A 20,070-nucleotide genomic window follows, 5' to 3' on the forward strand; every position below is an offset into this window, starting at 1 on the left:
TATCTTATTTTTCTACTTTGAATGGAATGGCCGAAAACGCAACGTTTTCATGGCTATCATGCACAAAGGCATACAATCTGTATTCGCCCTCTCCGGGCATGGTAAACTGAACTGATTTCTGATCATTGGAAGTGAAGATTCCATCTAAACCAGGAAGCGACCCTTCGAAATTTTGCCCGGAATCAATGACAAGCCCCTCGCGAACCACCTGCCACTCAAATGAAAGTGCATCACCTTCAAGGTCTACTGCTTTGATACTCGCATAGTTCTCCTGCCCTACCTTCACCACAATATCGTCTGTAGCTATCTGACCATTCAACGTCATATCAGCTGATGACTCAATCCTGGGAGCTCTATTGGCCGGGTATCCACCTTTCCATGAGTAATACATGGCCTGTGCGGCTGCCAGCGGTTTTTTCTTCGCCGTAAATAATCCATACCAGGTAGCTACGACACCATGTGTCTGATACCCCCACAGAAATACGTAGGACCCAATGCAGCCTTTGTTAATATTGGCGGCAATGTCCTGAGAATACCTATCAATATAAACTTGTGCCTTCTGGGTGCTCGTCAGTTCATAAATCCCTCCCCAGGGAGTACCTGCTACATTGCCCCAGGTACCATTTGGCCCCCACTCTGTAATCATATATGGCTTGGTCCAGCCAGCTCCGGCAATTTTGCCTTGAGCCTGACTGATTGCATTGTAAGAGTTGACACTCAGAATGTCCAGTGAAGGGGCACGCTCTGCAATCTCCTTTATATCCGTAGGATCTGCTCCTGCCAGCACGGTAGTGGTGAGGTGGTTGGTATCCAGCTCGTGAATCATATCCGAAACCTCCCCAATAAAATTCCAAACCTTATAGTTGGTATACCGTGAATCAACTTCATTGCCAATTCCCCACATAATCACAGCCGGGTGATCCCTGAACTGTAATACTTCCTGCCTGATTCGTTCTTTCTGCTCAGCTACTTTCTCCTCATTGTCATAATCAAAGCCATCGGTCTCACGATTGACCCAGATGCCAAGGCAAACGGTTAGTTTATGCTCCAGTGCACTATCCAGAACAGACTGGGTATCTTCGCTCACGCCATAGGTTCGAATGGAGTTACCTCCATATTCAGGCACCAAATCAATGAAATTATTGTAAGCCGCTCCCTTGATAAAGTATGGCTGACCATTGCGATAAAGACGAGGAATCTCCCCTTCATAAATAATTTCTGCTTTTACAGGACCATCCACCGGATACTCCACACCAGCATCATCTGGCTCTGGCCCCTTCTCCATCTGCTCCTCTTTGCAACTGACCAAGAACTGGCTAGCAATGCTCAGCATTAACAATAGTATGACAACAACTTTATTCATGAAAAAGGACATTAAAAGGATTTACCAATATTCTAATTACCCAATGTTAACAAACTATCGTCTAAGAATCTGACCGTCTTTGATCAACTGCTTTTCCAGCTGCTCATAGGGTACTTCCTGTACGCTCTGCCCATTATCTATGCTCAATACTGCTGCAGTAGCTGCTGACTGCCCTAGTACCATATAGACAGGTTCCATACGAATAGAGCCAAAGGCTACGTGCGAAGCTGACAGACAAACAGGGACTAACAGATTATCACATTCTTTTTTCTTTGGCCTGATAGACTTGTAACTGATAGGGTAGTTAGGTGTACCCATCCAGTAAGTGCCTTCTCTCCTCAACTGACCCTTTTCATCAACAATGGATGATACATAGTGACAGTCTAGCCAGTATGTAGCTAGCCCTACAGATTCTGGAGCTATTTCCTTTCCACGACAATTGTGCTCCGTCATCACATAATCACTCATCATACGACGTGCCTCCCGAACATAGAGCTGATGTGGGAAATTTGCATTATCGACAAACTCATCCTTTGCTAGACCCCAGTTCTTCATTTCCTCCCTAATGTTTTCCGGCACTCTAGGGTCATTACCTAAAAACCACAGCTTGCCCAGCGCATAGTCTTTGTGCATGGCTGCAATCTTTTCCCGTGTTTCATAACCCCCTTCTGTATAGTCATAATTGGCCCCTACAAAATCCAGATGATTGGTATCGGTCTTCCTATTTGGCATTGGTGTCAGGGTGATGAGCTTTTTCCGCAGCGGAATATTCGGGTCAAGCTCTAGCTGCCTGGCCTGTACTTCGTACCACAAAGGATTATAGTTTTCAGGCCTTTCAATTGGCACCATGTTATTAGGATCATCTGTGAGAGTAAGCCTGTAGCAGTAAGATTGCATTCTTTTATCAGCGCTGCCCGGCTCAATATCCGGGTTATTCTCAATAAAAGGTAGCAAACCTGACGAAGGATCTCCCGGTTTCACATAGGGGTCCACAGAAATCTCACCACTTTCGCTTTGCAGACCGATCACGTCATTGAGTCTAAACCCATTGTACTTTTCATCAAAATCTTTGTTTGAATCTCTGCCGTAAGTATAAGTAACGCCCGCTCTGGCCATCAGATCGCCTTCATAAGTAGCATCTATAAATACCTTGGCGTTATATTCCTCACCAGTCTCCATTTTGATGCGTTCGATAGATTTACCATTTTTAAACACCCCTTTATCTAAATCCAGGCGCTGATTGAAAACTACCTTTACACCTGCCTCCAGCAGCATGGTACGCATGATCTCTTCAGCCACATGCGACTCATATACCCACTGCATAGTGAGAGAGTCACGCTTGCCCTGAAAGACTCGTTTCACGATTGACTCAAAGTATTCCTCGCGATCCTGATTTTTCCAGGCTGCAGGCTGTAAGTAATACTGATATATTCGCTGATAAAATTCTCTGGAGAGCCCTCCAATAGAAAGGTGTGAATTGATATCTGTGGCAGTAAGCCCAGAGGTGGTGGTCCCCCCTACATGACTGGTATTGGAAATAAGCACCACATTCTTGCCCATTCTGCCAGCCTGCACAGCTGCAGTGACTCCTGCCGAAGTTTCTCCATATACACAGATATCATACTGAGCAAAAGCACCGATACTGATCATTGTGAGACCAATGAATGCAACCCACCTTAAGGAAGCTGTTTTTAATCGAAACATAACTTGGTTATCTAATTTCATAAAATTCGTAAGTATGAGGGAAGCCCAAAGCTCCCCTCCATATTGATTTATTGTTGCACCTTATAGTCGAATGTGATAGAGCCAGAAGAGCTGGCGACTATGGTTTTCACCAATATCAAAGCATACTCTTCATTGACCGTTTTGATAGCTATGATTTCACCTTCTTCTGTTTTGGTAATGTTTTCTGCGGATGGCTCACTAGCCTCAAATGCTTCTAGGATAAGCTTATCATCTTCAATGGCATAGAAATCATCTGCAGTCATAAACTCGGCAGCTACTCTCCTGATCTCTGTATTGTTTCTTACTGTCCATGAGCCCAGCCAGTCATCTCCCCAGTTAGTTGTGTTATAGATGAATTGGGCAGCATTGCTATAAATTGGAGCAAAAATATTGATACCACTGGAGCCACTCCTGAATGTCCCCATATCCACATATGCGCTATTGGCCTTTGCGTCTGGAACCGAGTAAACTATATTTTCAGACAAATCAATAAAAGGCCCTACGTCAGAATTACTTTGCATTCCCATCACTACATCGACATGGGTATCAATTGGCAGAGGTACTCGTTCGCCTATCACATATAGTGTATAGTCTACTGCATCAGACTTCAGTTCATCATCTGTGGCTTTGAACGAGAAGGTTACATCCTTGCCCCCATCCTCTGACACCAACACGTACTCGAAGTGGTAAGTATAGCTAAAAGGATTCTCGAAAGAGGTCACTGTAAGGCCTTCTATCGGGCTATCGTAGAGTAGTGTTTCTATTTTGTCCAGTTCATCTTCTGATGCTATTTGCACCTCAAAGTCCAAGGTATCCCCAACTTCTAAAGTATCCGGCAATACCTCTGGCAAAACAAACTCCATATTTACTGGTTCCAGCACGATCTCTACCGAGTAGATGGCATTGTAGGTGAACCCTCGCTTATCATGCGCTACCACTGAAAACTCCAGCGTGCTCCCCAGCTCCGCGTTAGTTGGTGTGTAAGAAAACTGATATTGAAAACTTTTAGGGTTTTCAAACGAAGTGACCTCCGAACCAGTAATAGTCTGAAAATCTGTTTTCAACTCAACTTTTTCCAATCCTGCGTTTGCATATACTTCTATTGGAAAATTTATTTGCTTATTTGGAAACGCTGTTTCAGGAGCAGTAGGTGGCACATCCACATAAAATTCAGAATTGCCAATCTCCTCAATTAATTCAGTGTCGCAGGCTGCCATCACACACAGTGCTAAAGCCCACGCTATTACATATCTAATGTTTTTCATCATTCTCATATTTGGGTATCAGTAATCATCATTTTGATCCAAAAGCTCATTTACCAGTCGCTCCTGCTCAGGGATTGGAAATAGCACATGCTTATCCAACACCATAATACTTGGATCCTGGACAGCCATAGCCTCTTTTAGTTTACCCCATCTCAGCAGGTCAAATCTTCGCTGGCCTTCAAAGGCAAACTCACGTCTACGCTCTACCATCAGGCTATCTCTAAATTGCTCTTTGGACAAGCCCGCTGTTAAATCAGCAGGAGACGCCACCTCTATTGGATAACCAAAACCTCTTCTGCGAACCTGATTGAAGGCACTGTAAGCTTCTACTGATGCACCATTCAGTTCGTTTTCAGCTTCGGCATACATCAACAGGACATCTGCGTACCTGAGAATGTAATAGTTGTTACCCCCATCAGCTACTGTGGTTGCCTGCGGATCCTGATATTTATTGACATAATAAGGAAACTGCACAGATGAAGGGGCGCCTGGTACGTACAGTACATTTACATCTCTACGCTCATCGCCTTCAGCATAGATATTATAGTGATTCTCTGTAACAGGGTTGTCTCCAAAGCCTGCAAAGCCACCCTCCTCTGGCGCCTGCACAGAAGCAGGTGGCTTGAAAAAGCCCTGATAAGAGGAACTTACAGAAGCGTCTGTTCCGCCGGTACCCACAAACTGGATTTCGAAGATTGACTCACCAACGTTTTCATTGGCTATATCAAAAACCTGATCATAAGATGGCCAAAGCTCATATAATCCCAAGTCCATCACTGCCGAAGCAGCTTCTTTGGCCTTGCCATATTCCCTGTTAGTAAGATATACTTTAGCCAGCAATGCGGTAGCTGCACCACTTGTTGGCCTGCCATAGTCCTCCGGGCTATACTGAGCTGGCAAACTGCTTTCGCTGACGATCAGATCATTAATGATCAATTGGTATACAGAGTCCACCGAAGTTCTTGACACTTCCAGTCCCTCCAATGCAGTGGTCGGTTCGGTCACCAAAGGTACTTTCCCAAATAGACGAACCATATTGAAATACATCATGGCTCTCAAAAAATGAGCTTCCCCCAGAAATCTGGACTTGATCTCATTATCAATACTCATCTCAGACACCCGATCTAAGACAATATTGGTTCTATTGATGTTTTTGTAGTGATTTTCCCAAAACCGATAAATCAGATCTGAAGAAGCATCAAATTGAAATTTGTCCATCTGCAGCTTGTTCACATTACTGGTATTGCGCCCGTAGCCCCACTCAGCATCATCCGTACCCTGAGACTGCACTACTTCCATAAACTGGTTATACACGTCATGCGTCTGCATGGAAGCGTACATGGCATTGACCGCCGCTTCCGCATCCTGCTCCGTTTCGAATAGGTTTTCCGCTGTATTGATACCATCTGGCTTAATGTCCAGGTCAGAACATGCCACTAGAGTGATAGCCGTGATTATCGTATAGAATATTTTTTTCATCGTCTTGCTCTATTAAAATGATAGATTGAAACCTGCTGTGAATACTTTTGTATTCGGATATGCTCCCGAATCAAAACCCTGGCTGATGTTGTCAGAACCGTACCTGCTCACCTCGGGATCAAGACCCGTGTAGTTGGTGAAAGTGAAAAGGTTCTGAGCATTCACATACACTCTCATCACCTCAATGCCTATTTTGCTCAAGGCGTCAGAAGGAATAGTGTAGGCCAACTGAACGTTTTTCACCCTCAGATAAGAGCCGTCTTCCACATATCTATCATAGGATACATTGGTAGGCTTAGTGGCTGTTGCTCTCGGCACATTAGTATCTGTGTTTTCTGGACTCCAACGATCCAGCACTGTGGTGCGCTGGTTTTGCAGTCCAGTAAGGTTTTCCAGCGTACGTAGGTTTAGGTTATAGAGATCATTGCCATAGACATACTGAAGAAGCACTGAGAGGTCAAACCCCTTGTAAGAGAACGTGTTGTTGAATCCTCCGAAAAACTGTGGCTGAGCATTCCCGATAATTCGTCGGTCATTTTCATTGATCACTCCATTCTCATCATAGTCAACGAACTTCACATCTCCAGGCCTGGCGGAAGGCTGGGCTGATACAGCTATCTCCTCAGTGGTCTGAAACAACCCGTCTGAGACATATCCGTAGAATGTACCCAAGCTTTCATTTACCCGAAGTACTGTAGGAGAAGAGGCTGGAATAATCTCATCTTCACCCCCGAGACTGGTAATTTTGTTATGATTGAAAGTTATATTCAGGCCAGAAGTCCACTTAAACCCTCCATCGAAAATCACCCCATTGGCGGATAACTCAAGACCTTTGTTTTCCACTGCTCCAATATTTTTCATCCCTGAACTAAAACCTGACGTGGTAGGAATAGTCACTCTAAGCAAGAGGTCATTTGTCTCTTTGTAATAAGCATCTGCCACGAAGGTTAGTCTATTTCTAAAGAAACCCATTTCCAATCCTACATCTGCCTGCGTAGTACGTTCCCACTTAAGGTTTCGGTTTCCTACCTGAGAGGGTGTGATTCCGGTTACAATCCGGTCACCAAAGACGTACTTGGTACCATCCCATAGATCAAGAGAAGGATAGTTGCCTATGCCATCCTGATTCCCAGTGATACCATAGCTGGCACGTACTTTCAGATCAGTGAATACATTAAGGTCCTGGATGAAAGACTCCTCGATGGCTCGCCATGCCAGTGCAGCAGAAGGAAAGTAGCCAAACCTGTTATTAGCTCCAAACCTGGAAGAACCATCGGCTCTGCCGGTAAGAGTAAGAAGATATCGATCTTTAAATCCGTAGTTAACTCGTGCTATGTAAGAATGTATCACCCAGTTGGCTACCTGCGAGCTCGGAAGCTGCGCAGCATCCGGGTTTCCCAGGCCTAAATCATAGGTGCCTGTAACATCATTGAGAAATCCCTGAGCTGAAGCACCAATAGCTTCGTACCGGGAAGATTGCTGGGTAAATCCTCCCAGGATATCAAAACTATGCTGTCCCACGGACTTCTTATAATTAATCGTATTTTCGTTCAACCATGTGAACGTCTGCCCCGAAAACACCGATGCGTCTCCTCCTACCTGAGCTCCGGAAAAGACCGTCTGAGGAATATAAGTATCATTTTTGTTGAAACTGGCATCTAAACCCCAAGAAGTTCTGGCTGTGAGCCCCTCTACTATCTCCCATGCAGCGTACACATTTCCAATAGTTCTGAATGTCTTATTCAGGTTTTGGTACCCATCCAGTAGGGCTATGGGGTTGTTAAAACCAACTCCCTGATTGTTATACTCCGTATAGCTACCATCCGGCTGCTTTATTGGCAGGTTAGGAGCTGTGGTCAGCATAGAGAAAATAGATCCACTGTTCGCACGATTAGTTTTTACATAGCTAGCTGTCAGACTATTTCCTATTTTAAGATTCTGCTTAATATCCTTATCCAGGTTCAGTCTGAATGAATATCGGTCCAGATCAGATGTTTTAATAATTCCTTCCTGGTTGAAATAATCAAATGACATCAGATAGTTCGTTCCATTGGTACCTCCTGTTGCTGAAATATTGTAGTTGCTCATCGGTGCCAAATCCGTGATCATCGCATCCTGCCAATCAGTAGAGACTGGATTAAGGCTAGGATCATACAGTAATGGCCCTCCATCTGCCAGACTGGCTTCATTGGCCAACTCTTCAAATTGTTTGGCATTCAGCAAGTCATATCGGTTGGTCTCTTTTTGGAATCCATAGTAAGCATTGAAGCTCACTCTACCCTCGCCACTTTTGCCACGCTTGGTGGTAATGAGTACTACTCCATTGCCTCCTCTGGAGCCATAGATAGAAGTAGCCGAAGCATCTTTCAGTACTTCAATTGACTCAATATCATTGGGGTTGATTGTATTGAGTGGATTTAATGAATTGGCATCACCCTGACCAGAGGAAATAGGCACTCCATCCACGACATAAAGCGGTTCGTTGCTCCCGTTGATCGAGTTACCTCCACGAATCCTCACTGACGCACCGGCTCCAGGCATGCCCGAGCTTTGCACAAAAAACACTCCCGCAGACCTACCCTGCAAGGCCTGATCTACACTTCTGAGAGGCAGGTTCTGAATGTCTTCGGTTTTGATAGAAGAAATAGCACCAGTCACATCCTTTTTATCTTGTATACCGTAACCCACCACCACTACTTCTGCAAGCTCAGACATATCTACCTGCAAAGAAGTGTTCACCTGGGTACGCCCGCTAATCATCACTTCATCCGACTGAAATCCTATATAACTAAAGACTAACACAGCATCATCTGAAGTAACTGACATAGAATAATTACCCTCCACATCAGTGATGGTACCATTCATGGTATTCTTTTCTTGTATGGTCACGCCAACAAGTGGTTCATTGTCTTCAGCAGAGATAACTCTGCCCGTCACTCTGACTTGCGCGAGTACCTCAATTCCTCCAAGAAAGAGAAGCATTAAGACAATCCAACATCGTTTTAATATTTTCATATACATCATTTTTGGTAGGTTGATCAAGACATTAATTCTCTTGAATAATCATCTCTACAAAGCAATCACTATCCGCCCATTTCCATCTTTAAAAAAACCGCATATATCTTTGAGAAAATCGCAATATGCGCCTTAAAAACCACTTCAACTTATTAAAAAGGCAAAAAATCAACCTGTTTCATCTATATTGTCCAACATGATTCTCATCCGATCAATACTGAAATTCAGCTTTTTATTCATCCTTGTTTTATGGCAAAAAACTGTCTTTGGACAAGGAGATTTTCTTGCGTCAAATATCACTGACAGAGACGGTCTTCCACAGAACAAAATCAAATCAATTGTAAAAGACACTACCGGTTATATATGGATAGGCACTCAAAATGGCATTGCCAAGTACAATGGTTATGAGTTTACTTCGTATGCTAACCTAGATGGAATTGAGATTACCACATTATTCTTATCAAATAACAATGACCTATGGGTTGGCACTCATTCTGGTCTGTTTCTTTATGACCGAATCAAAGATCAATTTCACAAAAAATCTTTAGGAGATATTCGTCATATTGGAGCACAATCAGGGTTAATTTATTTTATAACTCGAGAGAAACTGTATTCTTTGACGAAAGAAGAAAATCAGCTTCTAGGCTACGATATCGAAGATGAGTTATACCTACGTCAGCTAGCTCAGAATGATGAGAGTTTATTTCTTGGCTTAGGCAAGCATGATGGAATTATAAAAGGTGAAGTACAAAATGATCGTTTTTTAATTAGAGAGCAATGGCTGAAAACCAAAGTCATTACCTGTTTGCGAGTGATTAATAATGAAACCTGGGTAGGAACTTCTGACGGAGAATTATACCAAATAAAAGAAGATAAACTCCATAAAATCACTTTGCAAAATAGTCATCCGATAAAAGACATTACAATCCATCAAAACAAAATATGGGTTGGTACAGATGGAAATGGCGTATTTATTCTAGGAAAAATCAATACTCATCTTGCACACCGACAAGGGTTTAAAAATTTAATTGGTAGTAATAATATTCAGAGCATACTTCCAATTGATGAGGAAAACATATGGATAGGTACTTATGATGCAGGCATCTATGCTCTATCTTCAAGTCACCATCAATTTAATAACCTTGCCGACCTTTATCATACTGAATTGGTCAATTTAACAGAAAGTGCCACGGCATCCTACCAGGATCATAGCAACCGCCTCTTATTAGGTACTCCAGGTGGGTTTGTGAGAATTGACCCTTCTACCAATGAAAAAGAAGAAATAGGATTTGATCAATGTAAATCACTACTCGGTGGAACAAAAGTGTTGGCATTTTCCGAAACACAAGATCATCACATATTAGTTGGAACATATGATGGAGGACTTGGCTATTTTGATAAGAACTTAAATTTTATACAAACTTTTTATCCTTTCGACAATGAGAAAGCAGAACAAAACATTTCATTTATCTTCAATTTAACAAACAACAAGGTATTGGTTAGCTCCATGTATCATGGAATGTCCATTATTGACCTCAATAAAGGCTCAAGTAAACCCATACTTTTGAAGGAAAATGGTGATTCTATAATTAAATATCCCGTACAAGCAATAAGAAAGAAAGGTGGTGCACTTTATGCCTATATTTTTGGTAAGTCCATATACAAAATAAACACATCTGCTGCCGTATTAGAGCAGGTATTCAAACCAGACACACCTATTAATGATTTTAGATTAAATGAGGATAACACCATTTGGTTGGCATCTAGAGGTAAAGGGCTTTTATTGTCGTCTTTAGATGGTGGACTAATTGAGCAGTACGACACTAATGATGGACTTCCATCCAATTTTTTATTACGAATTGAAAAGGATAACTCCTCCAACCTATGGGTTAGTAGTATCTCTGGACTTTGTAAGATTGATGCTGACCAATTAATTACCGTGTATGATCATAGACACGGACTTCCATCAAGAGAATTTACACCTTTTACTTCTACCATACTCCATAACGGCAATTTACTCTTTGGAACAGTAAAAGGTTTTGTATTAGCAAATACCACTGTATCACCGATTACATCTAGTCCGCCTTTTACAATCATTTCAGACATTACTTTTCAAAACAGGAGTATCAAGTCAGTTGATGAAATAGAGCTTAACAAACCGATTGAGTCTTTAGCTCAACTGAAAGTTCCATTCAAATACAATTCTTTTACGATTCACTTTTTCAATGATGACTATTCATTACCTAAGCTCAATAAATTCAAATATCGCATGCTTGGGTTAGAAAAAGAATGGATTAACCTGAATGAGAACACCCAAACGACTTATACCAACTTATCTCCGGGTACTTACCAATTTGAAGTTAGTTCATCCAATAAATATGGCATCCAAAACACCTCTCCTACTAGATTAACCATTTCTGTTTCCCCTCCCTGGTACATGACTTGGTGGGCATATCTAAGTTATATCATTAGTGCTTTTGGTCTTGGTTATCTGATTTACATCATAATGCTTAATAGAACCCATATGCTCAAAGAGCTTGAGTTTTCTGAATTCAGGCTCCAAACCACCCGTGATCTAAATGAGAAAAAACTACAATTTTTCACGAATATTACTCATGATTTTAAAACACCCCTCACCCTAATTTCTGCTCCTCTTGAAGAACTTCTTCAGGATTCAACTATCAATGAAAAGGGAATAAGTAACCTACGCCTAATCAAAAGAAACTCTGACAGACTCTATCACTTGATTATTGATCTTCTAGATTTTAGAAAAATTAATAACTCCGACTCGATGAGGCTAAACATCACTCAAACAGACATGAGCAGGTTTCTTCAAGACATTTATGATTCTTTTTACGCCGCATGCGAACAGCAAAGAATCACCTTAACTCTAGAAAATCATTCGCATGATCCGGTTTTTATAGATATAGAAAAGGTCAAACGAATTCTTTGGAACATTCTATCCAATTCTCTCAAATTCACCCCTTCCAATGGCCAAATAACAATAATCAGTACGTTACATAATGACCAGTTATTTCTTCAGGTGACTGATACAGGAAGAGGCATGACGCAACATGAGGTAGATCGACTGTTCGACAGATATTATCAAACTGGGCATGAAATTGAAAATAAGGATTTTGGAACTGGCCTGGGCATGGCCATTGTCAAAGGACTGGTTGAAAGCCATAGAGGAATCATTGAAGTAGTTTCAAAACCGAAATTCGGTTCAACTTTTCGAATAGTTTTACCGGCAACTAAGAATCACTATTCAGAAGATGAATTGATCAAAAAACCAAATGGCAATTATTCATATCTTCCACCCATTCAGTCAACTCATACAATATCTTCACCACCTGCTTCTACTAAATACAACCTCCCAAAAATTCTTATTTGTGAGGATAATCCTGAACTCAATGCATTTCTAGTGCAGGTTTTCGAAAGAGATTTCAGGGTAGAAACTTGTTTCAATGGAGCAGAAGGAATGGAACTCATACAAAAAAAATCTCCAGATCTAATCATTAGTGATGTAATGATGCCGAAAATGGATGGTTATGAATTCTGTAAACAAATAAAATCCAACCTGGAGACCTCACATACTCCAGTGGTTCTATTGACAGCAAATAGTTCTTTGGACAAACAAATAAAAGGGATGTCATATGGTGCGGATATTTACATCACTAAACCATTCAAAACCGAATTCCTGATTGCTTCAGTTAATTCAGTATTAGCCAACCGCCAAAAATTACGAGAGAAATTTCAGGGATTACAAAAATTTAATGGTCAAGAAGAAAGTATAACACCTCAGGATCAACAATTCATGATCAAACTAAAGGATTTCATTAATAACAACATAACTAACCCTGATTTAAACATTGAATTACTAGCAGATGAGATGAGCTGCAGTAAATCTAGTTTGACTAGAAAGGTAAAAAGCTTGACAGGAATCACTCCCATGGCTTATTTAAAAACCAATAGGTTAAATATGGCATATGAGATGCTTGCAAAAGAAAAACTTACAGTCAGCGAAGTAACCTATAAAACTGGCTTTTCTGATCCGAATTATTTTGCTACTAGTTTTAAAAAACAATTTGGGAAAAATCCATCACAGGTTTCTGGATAAAATACTCTGTTACAAAATGACCATTTTAGTGAAATAAGAAATCCTGGCACTTCAGAAAAGTAGTGTTGATTCGGCAAAACACACGTTCAAAATGTAGTTTCTTAAAGTTATCCGACTATCCCAATTTTAAGATAAATCAATTAGCTAAGCACAGACAACAAAAAAACCGCCCAGAATAACTGGGCGGCTGAAATCAGAAATATGAGAAAGTATTGATGTAGACATTCCGAAAGCACCTACACCCCCTACTTTCATGGGGTTCTTTTAATCTTTTACTATGGATGAATGAGTTTTTTGGTTACAGAATTCACAATATCCTGTACAGTATGAGAAACATCAAAACACCAACCTTCCTTAGGGCGTTCATAAATTTGCAGTTGAGAGCCCAATAATTCCTTTGAGAAAAAATGTCCTGTCCTGCTATTCAATCTGCTCAAAATCAAATCTTCACTGCCTTCCAAGGCAATCCATTGTATATTCGAAATAGTACAGGAAACCAATAATTCTCTGTAAGACGCTTTCAAAGCTGAGCATGCTAAAACGGCACCACCCTTTCGTTCCCAATTGCAAATTTGAGTAGACAATTGTTTCAACCACGTCACGCGATCATGATCATTCAGAGCAATCCCATCTGCCATTTTTTGGATATTCTTTTCAGAGTGATAATCATCGGCATCGTAAAATGGCAACTTCAATCTATCAGCTAATAATTTCCCAACTGTAGACTTACCTGTTCCAGCAACTCCACAAACAATATAAATCATGATTCAATCAACTAAAGATGTTCACAAGGCCATTGTACATAATGATTAAAGCAAAAATCAATGCACCTAACATAATAACGTTAATTCCCCATCGATTCCCTGGAACTCTAACACTTCTTCTATTCCAAAGTATCAATAAACTCAATATCACCAGAGGCAGCGCGAATACGTTGATCACTTGAGTGAAAATTTGACCTTTGATAGGATTAAATCCAAAAAGTGGAATACTAAGAGCTAAGACACTCGCTATTGCTGTAATTACCTTGAATCGAACAGATGACACATCCAACTTACCAGCCCTAAAATCCCCAATCATGAGTGGAACAATCATCAAACATGGAAAAATAGAAGAAAGCCCTGCACATAAAGTCCCTGCAAAAAAGATGCTCACCGCAAACTTCCCAGCTGCTGGCTCTAAGGTCGCTGACATATCCAGCACGCTGTTAATCTCTCTCTCCTGCCCAAACATACTGCCACTGGCCACTCCCATGATGGCTCCACTCACTACAAATATGAGTATCGCAGCAGTTATCGAATCTTTACGATGCTTTGCATATTCATCAATGGTCCATTCTTTTCCCTGAACAAACATCGGTCTGGATACGAATGTAGCTGAAGCCATGGTAGTTCCTACAAAAGCAGCTACAAGCACCCCAGCTCCAGACACATTAGGGATTTCAGGAATGAGGCCTAGTATAATTTGGGATGGTAATGGAAAAACAAAAATTAAAGTAAACAGAAATGAAATAGCCATGATGAAAACGAATACCGTCAGTACTTTTTCAAAAGATGAGTAGTTTCCCCTGATCATTAGGTAATAAAATGATCCGATAATTAGAATGGCTAAACCAAGTACTATGAGGTAAGAATATCCTTGTAATTGAGGAAAGTAAATCGCCATTAACTCAAATATGACATTTGATGTAATTCCTAATATTCCAACCAGGGAATTCCATTGACCAACAGCTACACTCACCAGTATTGCGATGGCGACAAATTTACCTATCGGCAAATGCTTTTTCAATGCATAAAGGAGGGTCTCGTTGGTCAACAAATAATAACTTCCAGAAACATAAATGAGGGTACCGGTAAACAAACAACTCAAAACCAAAACCCACAATAATTCCATCCCAAAGGAATTCCCCGCTACAATCATTGAGGTAACACTACCAGTCCCAATAGTATAACCTATAGCAAATATCCCAGGCCCAAATCCACGAACTAAATTTGAAAGACTTTTCATTTTCAATGGCTTAAGCGTATTTCCTAATTAAATGGATTGTACATACTCCATCATATTTTCCACTTTACGCTTTAGCTGGTCATATTCCTCATTTTCAATGAGCTGTCTGGTAATTAGTTGACTTCCCATCCCTACACAAGTTACCCCAGCTGTAAACCATTCTTCCAGGTTTTGTTTGGTAGGTAGCACACCTCCAGTAGGCATTAGTTTAAGTTCAGGACATGGACCAAGTACTCCTTTGACAAATTTGGGTCCAAGAACATCCGCAGGAAAGACTTTCATCAAACTTGCACCCATACGTTTTGCTGTCACAATCTCAGTGAGTGTACCACATCCAGGCACCCATACTAAATCATTCTGACTACAGTATGCGGCCATTTCAGTATCAATAATAGGGCTTACAAAGAAGTCAGCTCCTAAATCCTGATACTTTTTGGTTGTTTCTACTTCCACTAAGGACCCAACTCCAAGGAGCAAACCTGGAAACTCAGATCGCATACTACTCAAAAATTTAAATACATCTACGGCCTGAGCACTTCTATTCGTAAATTCGAACGATCTAATCCCCCCCTCATAACATGCTCTTAAAACATTCAACGCAACATCCTTATTGTCATGATTGAATACAGGAACAACCTTGTTATCAGACACAACCTCGATAAATCTTGTACTATCTATTTTCATTATCTTTCTATTTTTCCTTGATGCTTATGTAGCATTACACTCTCAATCTGACTAGCATTGAACAAACTAAAGTCCCCTGGAATCGTGAGTTTCAATACCGAAGCGGCTGTAGCGTAATTCACTATAAAATCATTAGACTTTTTGTTAGATATACCATAGATGAGGCCTGCCATAAAAGCATCTCCCCCACCTATTCGCTCGACTATAGAAGTAACTTCTTGTTTTTTGGCACTATACATCTCACCATTATGATACAATGCACCCCCAACTACATTATGATCCGCGGAAATAACATCTCTAAGGGTCATTGCTATATATTCCAGGTTAGAATATTCCCGATGTATAGCATGATAGGACTCTGCTAATTCTGTAGCATCCTGGTAATAGTTTTTCACAGGAACTTTAGTCCCAGTCATTAAATTAAACGTAGCAGGATCGCCAAGCAAAACATCCACATACCCCAAAATAGTAGGCATTATTTCATGTGGCTTTTTACCATAATTCCAAAGGTTTTTTCGAAAGTTCAAATCCATTGATACTTTCATGCCAAATGATTTTGCCACTTTTACTGCCTCTAGACATACATTAGCTGCTGATTGACTAACTGCTGGCGAGATACCTGATAAGTGTAACCAGTTACTACCAGAGAATACTTCTCCCCAGTTGATATCCTCCCTCAAAATATTAGCAAAAGAAGAACCATCACGATCATATATGACTTTGCTTCCTCGCACAGAAGCTCCTTGTTCTAAATAATAAAGACCAAACCGACCACTTCCTCGAGTAATCAACCTCGTATCTACTCCATGACTTTTAAAAGTAGTGATGGCAGCATCGCTAAGGTCATGCTCCGGTAATTTGGAAACTATCCTGGCCGACTGATTCATTTTAGCTAAACTCACAGCTACATTCGCTTCCGAACCACCAAAATGAATATCCAGACTATTTGATTGACAAAAAAGTTGATTAGTTGGAGTAGACAGCCGAAGTAAGATCTCTCCAAAGCACGTAATTACTGACATAGTTCTATGAAAGGAAGTATAAGCGTATTGTTAATTCTGAAAATCCTAAAAAACCTATTCAATACGCTCACTTCCTCAATTAATTTATGAAAAGGCTAAACCGCCATTAATATCGACATTGTTGCCATTTAGAAAACTTGATTCAGGACCAGCTAAATAAGCCACTAAATCAGCCACTTCCTCTGCTCTCCCTTCACGACGTAGAGGAGTATTGGCCGCAACCTTCTCCCTTACATCATCTTTGGTAAAATCATCATGAAATTTAGTCCCGATCAACCCCGGACACACGGCGTTTATTCTAATTCCCTGTGGTCCCAACTCCTTCGCCCAATTGCGAGTTAAAGTCATAACGGCTCCTTTGGATGCCGCATAAATTACCGAACCAGGACCGCCTCCGTCTCTACCGGCTTGTGAAGCTATGTTTACAATAGCAGAACCTGATGGCATCAGTGGTTTGAATGCCTGGGTCACAAAAACCGTTCCTTTGAGATTGACGTTCATTACCAGATGATAAAAATCCTCATCTAGTTCCTCAATCGTTTTTCTAGCAAATAATCCACCAGCATTATTCACTAGAATATCTACCTTCTTACCAAAGGCCTCGGTAGTTTTTAAAACTAAATTATCTATATCTGACTGTTTGGTTACGTCTCCATATACAGCAATAGCTTCACCTCCTACGGCTTTGATCTCAGCTAAGGTTTCATCACTGTCTTTTTTACTATTAAGGTAATTAACTACAACTTTAGCTCCTTCTTTGGCAAGCTTAACTGATATAGCACGTCCTATATCTCTTGATCCGCCTGTTACAATGGCTACTTTTCCTGTTAACTTCATTAATCTATCTTCTAATGAATTAGTGATTTTTAAAAATGTTAAATACCTAGCGCTTGACCTCCACCTATTTGGATGGTCTCAGCAGTAATGAAAGAAGCGTCTTTTCCCGAAAGGAATGAAACGACAGAAGCTATTTCTTCAGGCTCTCCTAATCTTCCTAATAGGATGTTGTTTTTCCAAGATGCAAATACTTCAGGTTTAGTTGATTTGATCTGTGCATGGAAAGGTGTGTCAATAGTTCCCGGAGAAACTGCATTCACTCTGATTCCGTACTCTGCAAGGTCCTTTGCCAGGGCCCGCGTAATCGCATGAACACCAGCCTTGGAAGTGCCATAAATTCCAGCTCCAGGGCCACCTGCATTCCACCCAGCATTGGAAGTGTAGTTGATAATAGAAGGATACTCGCTCTTTTTCAAATATGGAATAGCTGCACGAGATGTAAAGAAGACAGAGTCCAAATTAAGAGCCATTACAAACCGGTAAAACTCAGTGGTCATTTCCTCAAATCGAGATCTACCACCTAACCCACCAGCGTTGTTTACCAAGACGTCAATTTTGCCATATTTTTCACCGATAGTTTTGATATTAGCAGAGACTTCATCCTCTTTCGTCACATCAAAACCATAATATTCAGCAGTGATGCCTTCTGCCTGAAGCTCTTTTACTCTGTCTGCTCCAGCTTCATCTTCTATGCCATTCAGCATAACCTTATAGCCATCCTTTCCTAGTCTTTTGGCTACTTCAAAACCTATTCCTCCTGTTGCGCCTGTTACGATCGCTATTTTTTCACTTGAATTCATTTTATTCTTATTAGAGTTATTATTCGTTAATTAGTTCATGATTTTGCTTCCAGCGGCTCTATCTTTCCGCATAGTACCCACACACCTACCAAGGCTACCAAAGCAAGAGTGGCACCGATAAAGAAGACAGGATTGTAATTACCCCCACTGGTCAACCACGGTACAAAGAAGGTTAAGCCTGCAGCGGCCAGTTTAGCTGCCATTCCAGAAAATCCAGCCAGCGTTCCCACTGTTTTTCCACTGAAAAAATCACTTGGAAGCGTTTGTATATTTCCAATAGCTGTCTGAAATCCAAATAGAATAACTGCCATAATTAATACTGCAGTAATCGGTCCTCCTGGATTAGACAATGCCAGCAGAGAAGGCAGCATAATGAGACAACCAATAGTGATAACCAGCTTTCTGGATTGATCTACTGTCCAGCCAGACTTTAGCCTGTTTTGTGCTAATAGTCCTCCAAACCAGGCACCCAGCATAGCACCTACATATGGTACCCAGCCATAAATCAAAAGTCCCTTTACATCCATATCATATACCTCAAACAGATAGATAGGTATCCAGGAAATGAAAAGCCACCAGATAGGATCTATCGCTGCTGAAGCTATAATCACTCCCCAGCTTTGGCGATGTGATAGTAGTTTTCCAGTTGATGGGTTGTATCCGTCATCTTCGTCTCCATTACTAGATGGACTTTTCTGTCCTGTCAGTATATAAGCTCGTTCTTCTTCAGTAATCCAAGCATGATACTTAGGTGGTGCCTTCACGATGATTAGCCAGGGAATAAGCCAGATAAAACCTAAAGCCGCTACCACTACAAAAATGGCTTGCCAGCTCTGTAGAGTAATAGCTAGATAGGATATGGTGGGAATGGAAACGATCCCACCTATGGCAGCACCAGAGTTAAACAACCCTTGAGCAAAAGCTCGCTCCTTTGTAGGGAACCACTCTGCATTACCCTTAGAAGCTCCTGGCCAATTGCCCGCTTCAGACACTCCCAATATGGCTCTAAACAAAGAAAAACTGACGAATGAGCTAGCCAAAGCATGAAGTGCAGTGGCTATCGACCAAACACCAATAGATAGTGCGAAACCAAATCGGGTTCCTATCCAGTCGAAAATTTTGCCAAATACAGCCTGACCAAAAGCATACGAAAACATGAAAATGATCGTGATGTTCGCATATAGCTCTTTTCGCTCATCCAGGGATTTCTCCGGAAAGAGATCCTCTGCTATTTGCGGCCAGAGTACACTCAATGTCTGCCTGTCAATATAGTTGATGATGGTGGCCAGTGAGATTAAGCCAATCACCCACCACCTCAAACCTTTTAATTTCATTGCTATATATTTATATGGTTTACCAAATGTTATATAGCATTAGTCGTCTTGATCTCCGAAATAAGACACGCCTGAGCCATCTATAAAATCTTCTCTGATAGGACTGAATGTGTCAATCAACATTCCCTCCTCCAGGCATACAGCACTGTGAAGTAGATTAGGCTCCATATAAACGCCATCTCCAGCATTCACTATTTGCTTGACTCCATCTATTTCAAACTCAAACTTTCCTGAAACACAATAGGTAGCTTGTGTATGAAAATGCTGATGAGGTGCGCCCTTAGCTCCCTTCTCAAACTTGACTTTGACCATCATAATCTGATTGTCCCAACCGAGAATTTTGCGGGACACTCCTCCTCCAAGTTCTTCCCAATCCATTTGCTCGGTCAAAATGTATTTTTCGCTTTTTCTGTTCATAT

At 41.1% G+C, this 20,070-nt stretch carries 14 protein-coding genes; 1 reads left to right on the forward strand and 13 read right to left on the reverse strand.

The features are described from left to right. Positions 1–4: 4 nt before the first annotated feature. From NXS00_RS07870 to NXS00_RS07890, 5 genes are all read right to left on the reverse strand, one after another. On the reverse strand, positions 5–1,363 hold the full coding sequence (locus NXS00_RS07870; protein WP_258098609.1) for a glycoside hydrolase family 2 TIM barrel-domain containing protein: 1,359 nt from the start codon (positions 1,361–1,363) through the stop codon (positions 5–7). Positions 1,364–1,417: 54 nt separating this feature from the next. Then, positions 1,418–3,067: an FAD-dependent oxidoreductase gene (locus NXS00_RS07875; protein ID WP_258098610.1), complete on the reverse strand. Its 1,650-nt coding sequence runs from the start codon at positions 3,065–3,067 to the stop codon at positions 1,418–1,420. A gap of 68 nt (positions 3,068–3,135) precedes the next feature. Beyond that, positions 3,136–4,356: a hypothetical protein gene (locus NXS00_RS07880; protein WP_258098611.1), complete on the reverse strand. Its 1,221-nt coding sequence runs from the start codon at positions 4,354–4,356 to the stop codon at positions 3,136–3,138. A gap of 15 nt (positions 4,357–4,371) precedes the next feature. Further along, on the reverse strand, positions 4,372–5,832 hold the full coding sequence (locus tag NXS00_RS07885; RefSeq protein ID WP_258098612.1) for a RagB/SusD family nutrient uptake outer membrane protein: 1,461 nt from the start codon (positions 5,830–5,832) through the stop codon (positions 4,372–4,374). A 12-nt stretch (positions 5,833–5,844) separates the two neighbouring features. Beyond that, positions 5,845–8,847 (reverse strand): SusC/RagA family TonB-linked outer membrane protein, encoded by a 3,003-nt coding sequence (locus NXS00_RS07890; RefSeq protein WP_258098613.1) that lies wholly within the window; start codon positions 8,845–8,847, stop codon positions 5,845–5,847. 196 nt (positions 8,848–9,043) lie between these two features. On the opposite strand from NXS00_RS07890, the gene NXS00_RS07895 reads away from it, so the two are divergent. Continuing rightward, entirely contained in the window at positions 9,044–12,967 is a 3,924-nt protein-coding gene (locus tag NXS00_RS07895; RefSeq protein ID WP_258098614.1) for a hybrid sensor histidine kinase/response regulator transcription factor, read from the forward strand. Positions 12,968–13,242: 275 nt separating this feature from the next. On the opposite strand, the gene NXS00_RS07900 is transcribed toward NXS00_RS07895, so the two are convergent. The 8 genes from NXS00_RS07900 to NXS00_RS07935 form a co-directional block, all read right to left on the reverse strand. Then, positions 13,243–13,731: a gluconokinase gene (locus NXS00_RS07900; protein WP_258098615.1), complete on the reverse strand. Its 489-nt coding sequence runs from the start codon at positions 13,729–13,731 to the stop codon at positions 13,243–13,245. A 7-nt stretch (positions 13,732–13,738) separates the two neighbouring features. Continuing rightward, positions 13,739–14,974: an NRAMP family divalent metal transporter gene (locus NXS00_RS07905; RefSeq protein ID WP_258098616.1), complete on the reverse strand. Its 1,236-nt coding sequence runs from the start codon at positions 14,972–14,974 to the stop codon at positions 13,739–13,741. A gap of 27 nt (positions 14,975–15,001) precedes the next feature. After that, positions 15,002–15,658, reverse strand: a complete 657-nt coding sequence (gene eda, locus NXS00_RS07910) for a bifunctional 4-hydroxy-2-oxoglutarate aldolase/2-dehydro-3-deoxy-phosphogluconate aldolase (RefSeq protein ID WP_258098618.1) — start codon at positions 15,656–15,658, stop codon at positions 15,002–15,004. Continuing rightward, the gene (locus NXS00_RS07915) at positions 15,658–16,680 is read right to left on the reverse strand and encodes a sugar kinase (protein WP_258098619.1); all 1,023 of its coding nucleotides are present in this window, start codon (positions 16,678–16,680) and stop codon (positions 15,658–15,660) included. The genes eda and NXS00_RS07915 overlap by 1 nt, the downstream gene beginning before the upstream one ends. An 84-nt stretch (positions 16,681–16,764) precedes the next feature. Then, the gene (locus NXS00_RS07920; protein WP_258098620.1) at positions 16,765–17,517 is read right to left on the reverse strand and encodes an SDR family NAD(P)-dependent oxidoreductase; all 753 of its coding nucleotides are present in this window, start codon (positions 17,515–17,517) and stop codon (positions 16,765–16,767) included. A gap of 38 nt (positions 17,518–17,555) precedes the next feature. After that, positions 17,556–18,317, reverse strand: coding sequence for an SDR family NAD(P)-dependent oxidoreductase (locus NXS00_RS07925; RefSeq protein ID WP_258098621.1), 762 nt, complete (start codon positions 18,315–18,317; stop codon positions 17,556–17,558). Positions 18,318–18,352: 35 nt separating this feature from the next. Next, on the reverse strand, positions 18,353–19,651 hold the full coding sequence (locus NXS00_RS07930) for an MFS transporter (RefSeq protein ID WP_258098622.1): 1,299 nt from the start codon (positions 19,649–19,651) through the stop codon (positions 18,353–18,355). 39 nt (positions 19,652–19,690) lie between these two features. After that, a complete protein-coding gene (locus NXS00_RS07935) occupies positions 19,691–20,068 on the reverse strand; it encodes a cupin domain-containing protein (protein ID WP_258098623.1) in 378 nt (125 codons plus the stop codon). Positions 20,069–20,070: the final 2 nt, after the last annotated feature.

Origin of the sequence: Marinoscillum pacificum (genome assembly GCF_024714495.1) — a bacterium.
Taxonomy (GTDB): Bacteria; Bacteroidota; Bacteroidia; order Cytophagales; family Cyclobacteriaceae; genus Marinoscillum; species Marinoscillum pacificum.

What these genes read in the sequence shown, in the direction of transcription:
- NXS00_RS07885 (WP_258098612.1), bottom strand. Translation starts at nt 5,832, where the DNA reads ATGAAAAAAATATTCTATACGATAATCACGGCTATCACTCTAGTGGCA.
- NXS00_RS07880 (WP_258098611.1), bottom strand. Translation starts at nt 4,356, where the DNA reads ATGATGAAAAACATTAGATATGTAATAGCGTGGGCTTTAGCACTGTGT.
- NXS00_RS07870 (WP_258098609.1), bottom strand. Translation starts at nt 1,363, where the DNA reads ATGAATAAAGTTGTTGTCATACTATTGTTAATGCTGAGCATTGCTAGC.
- NXS00_RS07920 (WP_258098620.1), bottom strand. Translation starts at nt 17,517, where the DNA reads ATGAAGTTAACAGGAAAAGTAGCCATTGTAACAGGCGGATCAAGAGAT.
- NXS00_RS07895 (WP_258098614.1), top strand. Translation starts at nt 9,044, where the DNA reads ATGATTCTCATCCGATCAATACTGAAATTCAGCTTTTTATTCATCCTT.
- NXS00_RS07905 (WP_258098616.1), bottom strand. Translation starts at nt 14,974, where the DNA reads ATGAAAAGTCTTTCAAATTTAGTTCGTGGATTTGGGCCTGGGATATTT.
- NXS00_RS07930 (WP_258098622.1), bottom strand. Translation starts at nt 19,651, where the DNA reads ATGAAATTAAAAGGTTTGAGGTGGTGGGTGATTGGCTTAATCTCACTG.
- NXS00_RS07925 (WP_258098621.1), bottom strand. Translation starts at nt 18,317, where the DNA reads ATGAATTCAAGTGAAAAAATAGCGATCGTAACAGGCGCAACAGGAGGA.
- eda (WP_258098618.1), bottom strand. Translation starts at nt 15,658, where the DNA reads ATGAAAATAGATAGTACAAGATTTATCGAGGTTGTGTCTGATAACAAG.
- NXS00_RS07915 (WP_258098619.1), bottom strand. Translation starts at nt 16,680, where the DNA reads ATGTCAGTAATTACGTGCTTTGGAGAGATCTTACTTCGGCTGTCTACT.
- NXS00_RS07875 (WP_258098610.1), bottom strand. Translation starts at nt 3,067, where the DNA reads ATGTTTCGATTAAAAACAGCTTCCTTAAGGTGGGTTGCATTCATTGGT.
- NXS00_RS07900 (WP_258098615.1), bottom strand. Translation starts at nt 13,731, where the DNA reads ATGATTTATATTGTTTGTGGAGTTGCTGGAACAGGTAAGTCTACAGTT.
- NXS00_RS07890 (WP_258098613.1), bottom strand. Translation starts at nt 8,847, where the DNA reads ATGAAAATATTAAAACGATGTTGGATTGTCTTAATGCTTCTCTTTCTT.
- NXS00_RS07935 (WP_258098623.1), bottom strand. Translation starts at nt 20,068, where the DNA reads ATGAACAGAAAAAGCGAAAAATACATTTTGACCGAGCAAATGGATTGG.